Consider the following 15,851-nt stretch of genomic DNA (forward strand, 5'->3'; position numbering starts at 1 on the left):
TGGGTTGGTACTTCCAACGTCAGCACGCGAGATGCTTCGACTTCGCTCAGCATGACGTTCTTTTTTATCCTGTTCCGCTCTTTTTCCGCTTTTCCCGCCCCGCATGCCCCCCACCCCTACCGCCCCGGCCGTTACGGCTGCTCCCGAGGCTGCTCCGGTAGCCTCGCCCCCACCCCACCGCACGCCGGCCTCGGCCTGGGTGCTGCTCTTCACGCTGGCTACTATCTGGGGCACGTCGTTTATTCTGATGAAGAAGGGCCTGGTGGTGTTTTCGGCTATGGAGCTCGGGGCCGCGCGCGTCACGGTGGCCAGCCTGATTCTGCTGCCGTTTGCCCTGAAGCACCTGCCCCAGCTGGAGCGCAGCCGCGTGAAGTGGCTGGTGCTCAGCGGCGTGGTCGGCACCCTGATTCCGGCTTTCCTGTTTGCCTACGCCGAAACCAAGCTGGCCTCGGGCCTGGCCGGCGTGCTCAATGCCCTGACGGCCGTGTTTACCCTGCTGGTCGGCGCCATGTTTTTCGGGCAGAAGCTCACGCCGCTGCGGGTGCTGGGCATCGTGCTGGGCCTGGTGGGCACGGTGGTGCTGATGCTGCTGGGCGGCAGCGGCGGCGCGGCCACGCCCAGCGGGGAGGGCAACGCCTGGTATGGCCTCTACATCGTGCTGGCCACGGCGGGCTACGGGGTGAGCGTCAACGTCATCAAGAACCGGCTGCACGGTATTCCACCGCTGGCCGTCACGGGCCTGCTGCTGCTCTACATCGGCGGCCCGGCGCTGGTGTATCTGCTGGTCGGCACCGGGTTTCTGCACAAGCTGGCTACCGTGCCCGGGGCCTGGACGGCTTTCGGCTACATTGCCCTGCTGGCTACCATGAGCACGGCCGTGGCTATGGTACTGTTCAACAAGCTCATTCAGCAGTCCACGGCGCTGTTTGCGGCTTCCAACACCTACATCGTGCCCATCATGGCCCTGGCCTGGGGCGTGCTCGATGGCGAAGCCTTTAACCTCTGGCACCTGCTGGGCATGGTGATTATCCTGGTGAGCGTGGCCATTATTCACCGGGCCAAATAAAGCCTCAGCAACCGGCCAGGTCAACCATTTTAAAACGCCACGCCCAGCCCAAACTGCACCCAGCTGTGGTGGCGGCTGCCGCGAAATTCGGGCGTAATCCAGACGGCGGAGGTGCGGAAGCTCAGGCCGCCGTAGGCCGCTACCAGGCTGACCGTGCCCTGGGCTACTACCCGTTTCAGGTCGGCGGCGGCCAGCGTGTACGGACTGCGGCGGTTCAGCAGGCCGCCCTGCATGGTGGCGTTGTAGCCCACCACGCGGCTTTCGGCCTGCCCGGTGGCGTACAGCTGAAATCGTTGCAAGCCAGTCCGGTTTGCCCGCGAAGCCAGCCCCAGGTTCTGGAAATAGGGGTTCATCTTGCCCAGGCGCAGCAGCAGGCCAGCCCCGGCAAACGTGTTGAGCGTACCCACCGAGGCTTGCCCCTGCCCGATCAGCTCCGCGGCTTTGCCCAGGCCCAGCAGGCGCTGCTCCAGCAGGGCTTCGTAGCCCAGCACCAAGTCGTTGCGAATCTGGTAATCCCAGCCGCGGGGGGTGGGCGCGTCGATCAGCGCGTGCACTTTGGTCTGGAAGCCCTTGGCGCCCACGGCCGGCCCGATAAGTCCCAGGTTCAGGCCGGAAGTCAGGCGGCGGTGGCGGGCCGTAGCCACCCGGTAGAGCGTGGCGTAGATGTAGGACGCGTAGGGCCGGTCGCCGCGCCGGATGGTGTCGTCCTGGATGCGCAGGGGCGTGAATCCGTCGTAAAACAGCTTCACGCCGTGGTGCCGCACGCTGCCCGCCGGCCCCGGCAGCAGCACCTTGTTCACCGGCGACCGGCCGAAAACCGGCAGCACCAGGTTCAGCGTCATGCCCTGGGTGAAGTAGTAATCGGTGCGAAAAAAGGCGTCGTTGGCGAAGGTGTAGAACAGCAGCCGGTCGGGGCTGAGGCTGTCGGCGGTTTGCGCCGTAGCTCGACTTTGCAGCAAGGACAGCAGCAGGAAAACGACCAGGGAAAGGCGCATAGCAGAAGGTAAGGTGGTCATTGGCTGCCGCTCGAAGCGTCACGCAAAGCCGGGCGCAAGGTAGCAGTAGGGCCAGTCCAGCCACCGGCCGATTTTCCCCGCCCGTTCCGCGTTGCGGCCCACGTAGGCCACGAGGCGGAGCAGCTCGCCGGAGTCATGTACGGCGTAGTCGTAGCTGCCGGTTTGCCAGAAGTCGGCCTCGGCAGGGAGCTGCCCGCGCAGCACGCGGCGGCACTGGGCGGCGGTGCGCTGGTGCAGCAGCTGCAAGGATTTATAGAAGGAAGCGCCGCTGCCCGCCGGCAGGTGCAGCACGGCATGCGCATGGTTGGGCAGCAGGGCAAAGGCCAGCACCCGAAAGCCCTGCTCTTCCAGCAACATTAGCTCAGCGGCAATTATATCGGCTATTCTTTCTTTTTCCAGGAACGCCGGCCCCACCGTTGCCGCGTCCAGCAGGGCATCGAAACCGGCGAAAAACACCTTCTCGGCGCGGCGACGGGCAGTTTCCTGCGCGGCGACGTCGGGGAGCTGCCGGGCCGCTTCCTGCGCCGCCTGCCGCTGCTGGTGCAGCTCCCGAAATGCCCGCGTCGGCACCGAGCCCGCCAGCCGAAACGTAACGAAAATGGTTTCTCCGGCCGGTAGATCTGGTGCGTTTTCAAAATTCATATCATTCATAATTTTCTGATTAATAATTGTTAATAACTAAACCTAACTACCCAGCCGGCTGCAGCACCCCGTTGGATTCCCGCAGCCGCCCCTGGTCAACCAGCTGCTGCACGGCCGCGTCGATCTGCTCCCGCATTTCCTCGCTGGGGCGGGCAAAGCCCAGCAGCCGCGCCGCGGGCAGCACCACCGCGCTGCGCTCCAGGGCAAAGCTGTGCCGCACGATAGTCAGCAGGGCCTGGGCTAGTTCTTCGGGGGCCACGAAATGCAGCTTGCGCGACGCGGCCGGCAGGGCGCTTCGGTCGCGCAGGGGCACGGCGGCGGCCGTCATGGCCGGGGCCCACAGGAAGGCGCCCTCGGGCCGGATGTGGCGCAGGTTGCCGGCCAGCCGCACGGCATCGGCCACGCTTTTCCGAATCCGGACCCCGACCTGGGTGGCCCCGGTAGCCAGGGCAATGCGGCGCGTCACCTCGTCGAGGTGCACCGGGCTTTCCACGGCCACGACCTGGGCCACCCAACCCGCCAGCCGCGCCATCGGGTGCTGGTGTACTTCCTGCTGCCGGGCGGCGGCTGGGAGCTGGGCCAGCTGGTAGGGCTCGGCCAGCGGCACCGGGCCACTGGGGGCCGCTTCCCGCGTTATTCCCACCGGCTCCTCGGAGTCTTCTGCCGCTGCTACCGCTGCTGCTGGCTCTTGCTCCCGGGCAGCCGGGCGGCGGGCGGCCTCAATGACCTGTACCACCCGCTCGGTTTCCCGGGCCGGGTCCCGAAACCAGTCAGTGCTCCAGATGCGGTGCAGCTGCCAGCCCACGTTTTCGAGCACCTGCTGGCGCAGCCGGTCCCGGTCGCGGGCCGAGCGGGCGCTGTGGTACATGGCCCCGTCGCACTCGATGCCGAGCAGGTAGCGGCCCGGCTGGTCCGGGTCGACAACGGCCAGGTCGAGGGAGAAGCCCTGGGAGCCGACCCGGGGGCGCACGGTGTAGCCGCGGGCGGTGAGGGCGCGGTGCACGGCCTCTTCGAAGGGCGACTCCAGGGCCCGGCCCGTGTTCTGGTTCTGGTTGAGTACGCCGCGCTGGGCAAAGTGGAGAAAGGTCTTCAGCGCCGCGACGCCCTTGGCTTTGGTGCGGGCCAGGTCGAGGTCGTCGGCCGCGAAGTTGGTAAACACTTCGCAGCGCTGCTTGGCGCGCGTAATGAGCACGTTGAGCCGCCGCTCCCCGCCTTCGCCATTCAGGGGCCCGAAGCTCATGCTCAGGGAGCCTTCCCGGGTGCGGCCGTAGCCGAGGCTGATCAGAATCACGTCCCGCTCGTCGCCCTGCACGTTTTCAAGGTTTTTCACGAAGAACGGCTCGTGCGGGTGGCGGTTAAAGAAGTCCTCGGTTTCGGGGTGCTGGCGGCGCAGCTTTTCCAGGGCATCCTCAATAGCCTGGCGCTGAGCCATGCTGAAGGCCACCACCCCCAGCGTGAGGCGGGGCGTGGTGCGGGCGTGGTGCAGCACGGCCTGGGCCACGGCGGCAGCTTCCAGCGGATTGGTGCGGGTGGTGCCCCGCTCGTAGTAAGTAGCCGGCAGGTGATGGTAGACCAAGCCCAGCTGCCCCTGCCCGCCGGGGCTGGGGAAGACGACCAGTTTATCCTCGTAGAACAGGTGGTTGGAAGGCGTAATCAGCGACTCGTGCTGGCTGCGGTAGTGCCAGCGCAGCATCCGCTCGGGCATTTGCCGGGCCTTGCACAGCTCCAGAATGCTTGGCACGTCGGCCGTGACGTTTTCCTCGTCGGCTTCCTCCCCGGCCCCGGTGAGCGAGTCGAAAAAGGAAGTGGGCGGCAGCTGCTTCGAGTCGCCGACGACCACCAGCTGCCGGCCGCGGGCAATGGCCCCCAGCGCATCCACGGGCTTTACCTGCGAGGCTTCGTCGAACACCACCAGGTCGAACTCCACCGCGCCCGGCGGCAGGTAGCTGGCCACCGACAGCGGCGACATCATGAACACCGGCTTGATGGCCTGAATGGCGCGGCCGGCCTGCTGCATGAGCTTGCGCAGCGGCAAATGGCGGGTTTTCTTGGCAAACTCATTGCGCAGCAACAGCATCTGCCCGCTGGCCTGGGCATTGGGCAGCTGATTAAAATGCTGCTGCATAGCCCGCACCCGGTTGTGGTAGAGCGAGTCTTCGTCGGCTGCCCGGAAGCGGGCCGCCATTTCCTCGTGGCTGGCCCGCTCAAACTGCCGCAGGGCCGGGTGCTGGGCATACGCCTGCTTCTGCAGATACTCCAGCCACGTCTGACGCACGGCGGCGGCCAGGTATTGCGCAGCAGGTTCCCAGGTTTCGGCCAGCCGCACCAGCTCGGGCAGGTTTTCGGCGGCAACGGCGGCGGCGACGTTGTTCCACTCAGTAGTCAGGCGCAGGGCGGGCACGTCGGTCAGCCAGGCGCTCAGGGTTTGCTCCTGGGCCGGGAATGGCTGAAATTCCAGGCGGCCGTCGGGGCCAAAGCGCCGGGCCTCGTTGAGCTGCAGGGCCGCCGTGAGGGCCTGCGTAGCGGCCCGGTGCCGGGCCAGGGCCGTTTCCAGCGTGGCCAGGGGCGCGGCAATACCATCGGCGCCCGACGCAACGGCCAGATACGGCAGCACCTCGGCCGGCAGCTGGCGCTGAGCAATACGTTGGTGAGTTAAACCCAGGTAGTCAGCCACTTTCCGTAGCGCGGGCCAGTCGGAGCGCAGCGCCTGCCAGGCCGGGCCAAACAGCGGGGCGGCCCACGGCGCGGCGGCCGCTATGGCCTGAGCGTAGCGGCGGCTTTCGTGAATGGCATCCAGCACGGGCAGCACCTCGGCCGCCGCGGGCAGCGGGCCGCGCCAGATGCTTTGCAGCCGCTTTCTGGCCTGCCGGTAGTCGCCATTGAGGAATTTCCACCATTTGTCGCCGTAGCTCAGCAGGGCTGCCCGCTCGGCCAGCAGCTGTTGGCCCCAAGCTTCGGGCAGTAGCACCGCGTCGTATTGCTGATGCAGGGCCAGGTAGCCGGTGCCGGCCTGTTGCAGCTCCGCCACCCGGCTGGCTGCCCGGGCCCAGCCCGAATCCAGGACGGCAATGCCGGTCAGCGGCGGGGCCAGCTGAATATGGCGGGCCGTGGGCAGCAGGGCTTCGGCGGCCGCCCGATCAGCTGGGGCGGGCAGGGCCAGGTGCCGGGCCAGAGTGGCCGCCGCCGTCTGCAGCGCGGCCAGGGCGGCCTGGGCGGCGCGCAGCAGGTGCGGCAGCGCATCCTGGTCGGCGGGCAGCAGCACCAGCAGCTCACTGCCCCAGAAAAGCAGGCTTTTCGGCCGGCCGACTTTCTGCAGCGTGGCTTGCAGGCGCGTGGCCTGCGCTTCGGCGTGGGCGGCGTCGGCATCGGTCCAGGTGCTGAGGGAGGGAAAGGCCAGGCGAGGCAGCTCGACCGCGCCGCGCTGCTCCCGCAGGTGCAGCAGCTCGCCCACCACCTGCTGGGCCGTGCGGCGGCTATGGCCGATGGGGGCATTTACGGCCAGGGCGTAGTCGTTGAGGGCTTGGCGGTAGCGGGGCAGCTGCGCCACCTGGTCGGCTACGGCGGGCGGCGCGGCCGGGCGGCCCAGGCTGAGCGTGTGCTTCAGCTCGTCGTGCAGGGCTTTCTTGTTGGCTTTGTGGCTGTGCAGCTCCAGGCAGGCGGCACCCAGCCCCAGGTTGTCGAGGCGGCGCTGCACCACTTCCAGGGCCGCCATTTTCTCGGCCACGAACAGCACTTTTTTACCCGCCCCAATGGCCTCGGCCAGCAGGTTTGCAATGGTCTGCGACTTGCCCGTGCCGGGCGGCCCCTGAATGACGAGGTTGCGGCCTTCCTGCACGGCCAGCAACGCCAGCAGCTGCGACGAGTCGGCATCCAGCACCTGGTGCAGCGCGTGGGCCGCACTTTCGGTGTCGAGAAAAGCCGTGTCGCCCACGCTGGGCGGGGCATCCTGAAAGCCGGTATCGGGGCCGAGCAGGGCGGCAATGGCGGGGTGTGCCAGCAAGTCGGCCCCGGCGGGCCAGGTGGCCGGGTCCAGGTCGCGGTAGAGCAGAAACTTGCCGAAGGAAAAGAACCCCAGGGCAATGCTGTCGGGCTGCACCTGCCAGCGCGGCTGGCCCGCTACGGCCCGGGCCACGGCGGCAAAGTACTCGGCGGGGCGCAGTTCCTCTTCCGCTTCGGGCAGCGGCAGCGGCAGGCCGAAGCTGGCCCGCAGCTTGGCCTGCAAGCTCAGGTTGCCTTCGATTTCGGCCCCGGTATGACGCAGCTTAAACCGCTCGGCGGCGGTGCTGCGTTCCAGCAGCACGGGCACCAGCAGCAGCGGGGCCTGGCGCGGCTCCGGGCTACTGTCGGCCTCAAACCAGGTGAGTTGCCCCAGGGCCAGATACAGGATATTGACACCTTGCTCTTCCAGGCTGGTGCGGGCCGCGTAATACGTATTGAGTAGCCGGACTTCGAGCTTGCCTTGCAGCTCAGCGGTTTGCAGCTTGTTGTCGGTCAGCAGGCGCTGGCGCTCGGCTGCGGGCAAGTCGGGCGGCAGCGGCACCAGCGGGGGAGCGGCGGCCGCGGCGGCCAGCGCCTGGCGGAAAACTTCCCGGTGCTCGGTCTTTTCCTCGTCGGTCAGCCCCTGCGCGGCGGCTTCCAGCTCGGTATAGCCGGCCATGTACTGGATGGAGTGCGCCGTTTTGACGGTGCTGGCGTCGGGCAGCCCCTGGAAATACATGGTTTTGCCCTGGCGCACCAGCACCTCGTACACCGCCGCCGACTCTTCCTGCACCACGCCCACGCCCCGGGCCGGCGAGGGCCGGAAGTTGAGCAAGGGGTTGCGCAACCCCAGATCCAGCAGCTCCTCCCGGGAGGCCAGCAGGCGGGCAAGCAAGGCAGCGGAGGCGGTAACCGGAGTCGTTTCCATGATAGAAAGGGCAGAGGCCGTAACGGCCGCGCGGGCTCTGGCCAGGGAGCTGGTCAACCAAAGTTGCTGGTTAACGCTCCACCGGACAAAGCCCGCGCGTATTTATTTCGCTGACTGGCTTACCGCACCACCGGCGGCTGATTGGCCGTCGCGCCGGCGTTCAGCTTGCTGTGCCTGTAGCCGTAGTTGAAGTACAGGGCTAGGCCGATAATCAGCCAGCCGAAGAACAGCAGCCAGTTGTTGATACCCAGCTGGGTCATCAGGTAGAGGTTGGTGAGCAGACCCAGGGTGGGCAGCAGCGAGAGGCTGCGGCGCACCGAGGCAATGGTCAGATAAATGCAGAAGCCGAAGAACACCAGCATCGGGATGTAGTGCTGGAACCCCTCGAAGCCTTCGGCCCCGCCCACGATACGGCCCATTTCGGCTACGGCAGCGCCGTTGTAGGCAAACAGCAGCCCGATACCGATGAGCATGATAAGCGGCAGCAGAAACTGGCCGTTGATGTAGGGCACCTTGAAGCGGGCTTCGGAAGTGCCGTGCGGGTCCAGAATCAGGATGCCGCCGCAGACCAGGGCAAAGGCGAACAGCGTCCCGATGCTGGTCAGGTCGATAACCAGGTCCATGTTGAGCAGCAAAGCCGGCACGCCCACGAAGAAGCCCGTGACGATGGTGCTGAACGAAGGCGTGTGGAACTTAGGGTGCACCCGGCCAAAGATGGGGGGCAGCAGCCCGTCGCGGCTCATCGACATCCAGATGCGGGGCTGCCCGATCTGGAACACGAGCAGCACCGAGGCCATGGCAAAAATGGCACTCACGGCCACCACGCCGGCCAACTGGGGCAGGCCTACTTTCTGGAACACGAAGGCCAGCGGGTCGCCCACGCCCAACTCCTTATAGCTCACCATGCCGGTCAGCACCAAGGTGATAATCACGTAGAGCACGGTGCAGATAATCAGGGCGTAAATCATGGCCCGGGGCAGGTCGCGCTGGGGGTTTTTGCACTCCTCGGCCGTCGTTGAAATGGCGTCGAAGCCGATGTAGGCGAAGAACACGGCCGAGACTCCCTTGAGCACGCCGGCCACGCCATTGGGGGCGAACGGGCTCCAGTTGGCCGGCTGCACGTAGAACACGCCCACGGCAATAACGACGGCCACCACAATCAGCTTGAGCAGCACCAGCAGGTTGGAAGCCGTTTTCGACTCCTTGATGCCCACGTAGACCACGGCCGTAATCAGAACCGTAATCAGGAAGGCGGGCAGGTCGCAGACCAGGCGGAAGTCGCCAAACAGCACCGGGGCCGAGTTCCAGGTTTTGTAGGCTTCCATCGTGGCCGGGGCCACGTCGGCCAGGGGCTGGCCGGCCATCATCAGGTCCAGCACTTCGTGGTAGCCCTTGTAGGCGCTCTGGGTGCCCATGGTCAGGTAACTCGGGATGTGCACCCCGATGCCATCCATGAGCCCGGTAAAGTAGTCGGACCAGGAAATGGCCACCACGATGTTGCCCACGGCGTATTCCATGATGAGGGCCCAGCCGATAATCCAGGCCGTCAGCTCGCCAAAGGAAGCGTAGGCGTAGGTGTAGGCCGAGCCGCTAATGGGAATGGTGGCGGCAAACTGGGCGTAGCACAACGCCGAAAACGCGCAGGCAATGGCGGTGAACACAAACAGCAGCGACACGGCCGGGCCGCCGTCGTGCGAGGCATTGCCGATGGTGCTGAAGATGCCCGCCCCGATAACGGCGGCAATGCCCAGGGCCGTCAGGTCGCGCACCGAGAGGTTGCGCTCCAGGCCGCCGTGGCTGTGGCCTTCCACGTCGGCCGGCGGGTTTTGCAGAATAGCGCCGATATCCTTGCGGCGAAACAGATTAGAGAAAGAACTCATTTATGGGTTGTGAGAGAGCAGGGTGTTTGAGGCCCAAAAGATAAAGAATATTGCGGCGGGGCTGGTACATCGGCGGGCTTGGCACCGGATCTAAAGTTGTTCCACCCGCATTTTTAACGACTTTAGCTGCCATCCAACCGGCTGGCCGGGCCTTTCAAGTCTCCAAAATCCGGAACCGTGGCCGAAACGCTACGTGACGACCGGCACTGGCAGCCCCAGAACGGCTCCGGCCTGCTGCTGGGGGTGCGAGCCGGCAATACCGCGTGCAACACCAACCAACGCTTGTATTTCTGCTTATAAATGACGTTCTTGAAACCGCTTACGTATCTTTCTATCCCTTTGCCGGTTAACCTTATGAAAGCCTTCCTTATTGCTGGTCTTGGATGCATACTTGGGCTGGCCGGCTGCCAGTCGTCGGATGAAGCTACGCCCGAGCCGGCCACGGCCGATTTTACGTATAGCGGCGCCGCTCAGCACTTCACTCCCATTACGTTTACCAGCACCACGCCAAACGCTGCGACATACGCCTGGGATTTTGGAGATGCTTCTACCGCCACGGTCGCCAACCCAAGTCATACGTTCCGCAAGCCGGGCACGTATACCGTCACGCTACGGACTACCAGCGCCAACGGCTCGGTTAGTATCAGCAAGACCCTGACGCTGGCGCAGGCCGATACCGTCCGGATTCTCGCCCAACGCTTCAGCGGCACCTATCATTTTACCAATGTTTACGAGTACCGGTACTCATCTGCCACCAACAGCATTATCCGGACGCCCCTTCCCGACGTGACCATGGAGGCAGTTGCCACTTCGGAAGGCCTGTCCCTGTTTGGCCGCAACTGGGTACTCGGCAGCAGAGCTATCTGGCAGCGGTCACCAACTAGTTCGGTGCCGGCCTACTGGTATTACAGTGGCATTGGCTCTATGCAATCCTCGCTGGACATCCTGCAGGCCGGCGACAGTCTGCGCGTTGATATCAAGACCAGTTCCGGCATAGGCGCCTCATCGGCGCGCTCGGGTGTTTTTTACTACGGAGGCCGCAAACGATAGTCAGCACCTAACCCATTGCTTCAGCCCTGATGCCTGCATAGGTGTCAGGGCTTTTTGCTTACGGGAAACCCACCGACCGATCAGGCGGCACTGCCCAGCACCCGCCGCAGCACCTGCTCCAGAGCATCGAGCGTCACCACGTCGCCCTGCACCAGGATGCGGCCCCGCTGCCAGAGCAGCATTTTGCGGGGCCGCCCATCCTCGCCCGTGGTGCAGAACATAGTGCCCCCGAGAGCTTCGCTGGTCGGGCGCTTGTAGAAGCCGGGGCGCTGCTGGACAAAGCCGTAGCGCAGCAGGGTAGCGTGGAAGTAGAGCATACTGTTTACGTACGATTTACCCGCCGCCGCAGCCACGCCCCGGCCGCCGGCTTACTGCCCCTGCTCCAGGCGCTGCACCCGGTCGAGCAGGTCCTGGAGGTGGGCTTCTAGGGTGGCTACCTTGGGGTCGGGGGCCGCGGCAGCCGACGGCAGGGTAAAGCGCAAGTGGCCCCGCACGCTCCACCGCTCCACCACGTCGGTTAGCAGCAGCGAGGTAGCGGCCGCCCCGGCCGCCTCGGGCCGCAGCAGCACCCGGTCGGGCTGCCCGGGGCTCTCAAACACCCGTTGCAGCTGCACGCTTTCCTTGGTCACGACTACGTAGGCCCCGCCATTCTCAATGGGGTCAGCCGGGTTGTCGAGGCGGGCAATAACCCAATCGAGGGGTGCGAACGTGGGCAGCATATCGGCCCCGGCCACCTGAAAAGCCCGGCACACGCCCTGCTGCACTTCCGGCAAGCCCAGCGCCCAGGTAGGCAAACCGCGCAGAAACGCCGGCTCCCGGTGCCGCTTCGGGTACTGAAGCAGCGCCTCCCCACCCACCATGCTGAGTGTCGGGGCGCCGCTGTCGGCCGCTTCCCGCACCACAGTAGCCGCCCCCACCGCCGCTTTTTTGCCATAGCCCACCACCTGGTCTTCCTGGACTACGGCCAGATACTGGTGGGCAGCGACGGAATATTGCCGCGGGCCCCCAGCCACCGCAGTTGGTTCGGCGGCCTCCTGGGCAGGGTCAGTGAACAGCCAGTTCAGGTCGACGCCGCGACTATGCAGAAATTGAATATACTCTTTGGGTATACCTTCCTTGCGGCCGTTTTCCAGCTGGCTGATGTCGCGCTGAGATAAGCCACTGGCCTGGGCCATCTCCAGCTGGGTCAGGTGGAATTCCTGTCGAATCGCGCGCAGTTTGGCAGGAATCCACTCCATTGAAATTTATTCAAAAAAAGAATGCAAAATTTGGATACTATTCATTTATTGAATAGTATTGTACCATCTACTTATAACAAATATGCTTATACCCGCTGCCCCATGCAAGTATTGCTCATAGGCTTATAGAGGTTGTATCCGAAGAGGTCTTCTCAACAGGACCTTTTCCATTGCTTTTCTTACTTCTCCTGTTGCTTCTCCAAATAAGCAGCGGCGGTGAAGTTTCATCATATACCGCTCTGCCTGGCCAGCCGAGCCAAGCGACTTATTTCTGGTCGCGTCTGCCCTCCCTTACCACTACCTATTTGCACGATTCCCCTATGGCAAAAGCTATAGGCTGTCTTCGCATGGCTTTACCTCATCCATTATGAACCCACGTTTCTACCTGACACGCTATTTATTTCGCGGGCAGTGGCTGGCGCTAGTCGCGGTGCTGCTCCTGTTGCTGCATTATCCGGCGGCGGCTCAACTCACCGAGCGGCTAAGCGGCGGAACTCCTCCCCCGCCCGAAGCGGCCGCGCTGGGCAAGTTTGCGGAAACTCCGGTCAGCCTGTACTCGGGCGTGCCTAGTATCACTATTCCAATCTACGAGGTTCAACTGCGGGGCCTCACCCTACCGATTAACCTAAGCTACCACGCCGGCGGGGTGCGCGTGGCGGAAATAGCCAGCTCAGTGGGGCTGGGGTGGGCTCTACAAGCCGGGGGCAGTGTTTCCTCGACGATTTTGGGCAAAGACGACTTTATCCCGACCGGTTACACGAACGGTGCCTGGCGGATTCCCCAGGACCGGCCCCTGGAACCGAAATACACTACCAACGACTACCTGTTTTGCATGCGCGCTACGGGCACCTCTCCGGCGGGCACTCCTTCTTTTGTATACACCTCGAGCTTTGACACCCAGCCCGACTTGTATTACTACAGTATGTGCGGGCGGAGCGGCAAATTTTTTCACACGCAGGACGGCAAGGCACACCCGGTGCCCTACGAGCCCCTGGCTATTGAACGCGGCAACGGCTATACCATCGTGGACGAAAAGGGCAACCGCTTTTCCTTCCAGAGCCAGGAAATAGCAACCACCTACGTTATCCGGCACGGCGGGCACTCCTCCCCGCAGGACGATTATGCGCCCCAGGCACGCGTATTCTACCTGTCGCAGGTCGAAACGCCTAACCACGAAACCATTACGCTCAGCTACGACACGCTGACCTACAGCTACAATAGCCTGGGCAGCTACACGCGCTACCAGAAATCGGGCAACGACAGCAATGCGGGCTGCGCCGATAAGGAGGCGACCTACACGGAAAATATTACCCGGGTAGCCGGCTTGCGGCTCAGTAGTGTCCGGTCGAGCCGCGGCGACTTTGTCGAATTCCTGTACAGCAGCTGCTCCCGCGTCGATTTGCCCCGGACCAAAGCCCTCAAGCAAATTCGGGTGCACACGGGCAGCCGCACGCGCACCTTCGATTTAGGCTTTGGCTACTTCAACCTGCCTGATGCTACGTCGGATTGTGACCCGCTCCCCGTTCCCCCGCCCAGGCATTCGGAACGATACCGGCTGAAGCTGGTGAGCGTGACGGAAAGCGGCAAGCCCAGCTACGTCATCAAGTACCGGGAAGACTTGCCTTTTCCAGATCGAATCAGCCACGCGCAGGATCATTGGGGCTACTTCAACAACAATCAGGGAATGTTGCTGCCGGCCGAGCCTAGTAATGGCTTTTACACGGGCGGCACCCGGGAACCAGACCCAGTGATGATGCAAACCGGGATTATCCGGTCGTTGCAGTACCCCACCGGCGGTTGGACGGAGTATGAGTTTGAGCCCAACACCTATCTGCATGCCGCCAGCACCGTAGTGCGCGACTCGCTGGTGCAGCCCGTCAGCTTCTATGCCGGCAAGGATGATGATTCTACGCCGTTGCCGGATGGCACCAAGAACCAGTCGGTGGATTTCACCATTCCGGCTACCGTTCGGCCCTACTCCATGAAGGCGTATTACCGAACCGGCTGTGGGTTTAGTGTGCCTCAGACGACGCCGCAGTTTCGGTTAGAACTGCACGGGCCCAACAACTACCTCAAAATTTTTGGCGCGTCTACCGACCCGAGCAAACCTTTTACGGAGCCTCTGGAGCTGATGCCGGGTGAGTACACCATGAAAGCTACCACCATTGGCTATTGCCCGAATGACTTTTTCAAGCTTTTCTGGACGGAAGCTATTACGCGCAGTATGCCGGCCAGCAACCGGTTGGCGGGCGGGCTGCGCATCAAGGAAATCCGAAGCTTTGCCGATAAGACGGGTGCCGAGCCGCTCCGACAGCGCTACTCCTACAGTCCGTTGAACGATTCGACCTTATCCAGTGGCCGGGTGCAGTACATTCCCTCCTATTCCTACATAACAATAGAAAACCGGTACTCGAATCAAAGCCAATTGTCCGTGGAAGCCGAGTGCCGCTATGTAGCGCAGTCATCGGGTAGCATAGAGCCCTTAAGCAATATCCAGGGGGGAAACGTAGCCTACACCTCCGTGCAGGTATTCCAAGACAAATTGGGCGAACATGGCATGACGCACCACACGTTTTCCTGGAAAGAAGACGAGGCGCCGTACGGGCATGGCTACCCCTTCACTCCGGCCACCAGCTTCGACTGGCAGCGGGGCCACCCGCTACAGGTCACGCAGTACCGCCGCAACGAGACAACCTACACGTACCAGCCGGTTCACCGGATTGTCAATCACTACATCCACCACTATACTCCGCCCATTGGGGGTACATGCGAAGATTGCAGCAATTACACCCTCCCCACACAGCCCAATGAAACGCACGCTATAGGGTTGAATATCATCGTGAAGCGCCCGGAGTTTTTTTACAGGCCGGATAATGGCTTTCCAGTGGTGATTCCGTCGGAATTCATTCTGCAGTCTTTTAAATACCTATCAACGTGGACGTACCAAAGCCAGCGGGACGAATATTTTTACTCCCCCTCCGACACCACCCAGTATCGGCTAGTGAAAACCTTCTATAAATACGATAATCCTGCTCACGCTCAGCTCACCCGCATCCAAACCTTCTCGGGCGGCTACGACACGCTTACCACCCGCAACCGGTATGCCTTAGACTACGACACGGCTAATGCCACAACCCCCGTGGCCCTTGGCATTCAGCGGCTGGCTCGTGAGCACCGCATGACGGAGCTGATCGAGCAGCAACAATGGAGCAAAAGAGGCAACAACAGCTACCTTACGGCTGGGCAGCTCACGCACTACGAAATGGGCAAACCCAGCCTGGATCTGACCCTGCAGGTTTCGTCTCCCATTCCGGCAGCCGACTTTACTTCCTCCGCTAGCGGGGGAGGATTTCTGCAGGATTGGCGCTACCGCCCCACCATGGCCTACGAGCGCTACGACGGACTCGGTAACATTCTGCAGGCCCGCCAGCCGTACGCTGGGCCGCAAAGCTTCCTGTGGGGCCACTCGGCCACCTTACCCATCGCCAGAGCGGCCAATGCCGAGTATCGACAGCTCGCCTATACCAGCTTTGAGCCCGGCAGCGCCGGCCGGTGGCGCTTCGCGCCGACCGCAGTAATGCTGGGGGGCCATACTGGCAGCTGGTGCTACACGCTCGCCAGCCCCGTCAGCCGCGATTCGCTACCCGCTGGCGACTATCGACTCTCCTTCTGGGCCACCAGCAAGCCCAGCGTTTATGTAAATGGCAGCTTATTGCCCGCCACCGCCGGGCAAGCAGTGGGCACTACCGATCAGAGTGGGCTGCAACAATTCGTGTATACCCTGCAGGCCAAGGCCACGCAGAACGAAGTAAGATTGCAGACAACCCAGCCGCTCCGGCTCGATGAGCTGCGGCTGCATCCGACCGGGGCCCAACTCACTACTTACACCCACGAGCCGCTGATAGGGCTTACCTCGCAAACGGATGCTGCGGGCCGCACCACGCGCTACGAATACGATGCGCTGGGCCGCCTGCTACGCACCCGCGACGAAGGCGGAAATATTATCACGCAGCAGGAATATCACTACGCCCGCCCGTAGCGCTGCGGCTTCCT

At 63.3% G+C, this 15,851-nt stretch carries 9 protein-coding genes; 3 read left to right on the plus strand and 6 right to left on the minus strand.

The annotated features are described in order from the left end of the window. The first annotated feature begins 103 nt into the window (after positions 1-103). A complete protein-coding gene (locus E5K00_RS21840; RefSeq protein ID WP_135465436.1) occupies positions 104-1,066 on the plus strand; it encodes a DMT family transporter in 963 nt (320 codons plus the stop codon). A 29-nt stretch (positions 1,067-1,095) separates the two neighbouring features. On the opposite strand, the gene E5K00_RS21845 is transcribed toward E5K00_RS21840, so the two are convergent. The 4 genes from E5K00_RS21845 to E5K00_RS21860 all read right to left on the minus strand — a co-directional run bounded on the left by E5K00_RS21845 (position 1,096) and on the right by E5K00_RS21860 (position 9,510). After that, positions 1,096-2,061, minus strand: coding sequence for a lipid A deacylase LpxR family protein (locus tag E5K00_RS21845; RefSeq protein WP_167856997.1), 966 nt, complete (start codon positions 2,059-2,061; stop codon positions 1,096-1,098). Between the two features lie 39 nt (positions 2,062-2,100). After that, a complete protein-coding gene (locus E5K00_RS21850) occupies positions 2,101-2,724 on the minus strand; it encodes a hypothetical protein (RefSeq protein ID WP_135465438.1) in 624 nt (207 codons plus the stop codon). A gap of 46 nt (positions 2,725-2,770) precedes the next feature. Further along, positions 2,771-7,630, minus strand: a complete 4,860-nt coding sequence (locus tag E5K00_RS21855; protein WP_135465439.1) for a DUF3320 domain-containing protein — start codon at positions 7,628-7,630, stop codon at positions 2,771-2,773. Positions 7,631-7,749: 119 nt separating this feature from the next. Next, positions 7,750-9,510, minus strand: coding sequence for an amino acid permease (locus tag E5K00_RS21860; RefSeq protein ID WP_135465440.1), 1,761 nt, complete (start codon positions 9,508-9,510; stop codon positions 7,750-7,752). 354 nt (positions 9,511-9,864) lie between these two features. Here E5K00_RS21860 and E5K00_RS21865 point away from each other — a divergent pair, with 354 nt between their 5' ends. Then, positions 9,865-10,560 carry a PKD domain-containing protein gene (locus E5K00_RS21865; RefSeq protein WP_167856998.1) on the plus strand — a complete coding sequence of 232 codons (696 nt, stop codon included), beginning with the start codon at positions 9,865-9,867 and terminating at the stop codon, positions 10,558-10,560. 80 nt (positions 10,561-10,640) lie between these two features. Here E5K00_RS21865 and E5K00_RS21870 read toward each other — a convergent pair whose 3' ends face one another. Both E5K00_RS21870 and E5K00_RS21875 read right to left on the minus strand, forming a co-directional pair. Then, entirely contained in the window at positions 10,641-10,877 is a 237-nt protein-coding gene (locus E5K00_RS21870) for a hypothetical protein (protein ID WP_135465442.1), read from the minus strand. Between the two features lie 51 nt (positions 10,878-10,928). Continuing rightward, positions 10,929-11,798, minus strand: coding sequence for a helix-turn-helix domain-containing protein (locus E5K00_RS21875; protein WP_135465443.1), 870 nt, complete (start codon positions 11,796-11,798; stop codon positions 10,929-10,931). 367 nt (positions 11,799-12,165) lie between these two features. Here E5K00_RS21875 and E5K00_RS21880 point away from each other — a divergent pair, with 367 nt between their 5' ends. Continuing rightward, positions 12,166-15,837, plus strand: a complete 3,672-nt coding sequence (locus E5K00_RS21880) for an RHS repeat protein (RefSeq protein WP_135465444.1) — start codon at positions 12,166-12,168, stop codon at positions 15,835-15,837. Positions 15,838-15,851: the final 14 nt, after the last annotated feature.

The organism is Hymenobacter aquaticus, assembly GCF_004765605.1.
Lineage (GTDB): Bacteria > Bacteroidota > Bacteroidia > Cytophagales > Hymenobacteraceae > Hymenobacter > Hymenobacter aquaticus.

Coding starts and splice junctions, on each gene's coding strand:
- E5K00_RS21840 (WP_135465436.1), top strand. CDS start 104: ATGCCCCCCACCCCTACCGCCCCGGCCGTTACGGCTGCTCCCGAGGCT.
- E5K00_RS21845 (WP_167856997.1), bottom strand. CDS start 2,061: ATGCGCCTTTCCCTGGTCGTTTTCCTGCTGCTGTCCTTGCTGCAAAGT.
- E5K00_RS21850 (WP_135465438.1), bottom strand. CDS start 2,724: ATGAATTTTGAAAACGCACCAGATCTACCGGCCGGAGAAACCATTTTC.
- E5K00_RS21855 (WP_135465439.1), bottom strand. CDS start 7,630: ATGGAAACGACTCCGGTTACCGCCTCCGCTGCCTTGCTTGCCCGCCTG.
- E5K00_RS21860 (WP_135465440.1), bottom strand. CDS start 9,510: ATGAGTTCTTTCTCTAATCTGTTTCGCCGCAAGGATATCGGCGCTATT.
- E5K00_RS21865 (WP_167856998.1), top strand. CDS start 9,865: ATGAAAGCCTTCCTTATTGCTGGTCTTGGATGCATACTTGGGCTGGCC.
- E5K00_RS21870 (WP_135465442.1), bottom strand. CDS start 10,877: ATGCTCTACTTCCACGCTACCCTGCTGCGCTACGGCTTTGTCCAGCAG.
- E5K00_RS21875 (WP_135465443.1), bottom strand. CDS start 11,798: ATGGAGTGGATTCCTGCCAAACTGCGCGCGATTCGACAGGAATTCCAC.
- E5K00_RS21880 (WP_135465444.1), top strand. CDS start 12,166: ATGAACCCACGTTTCTACCTGACACGCTATTTATTTCGCGGGCAGTGG.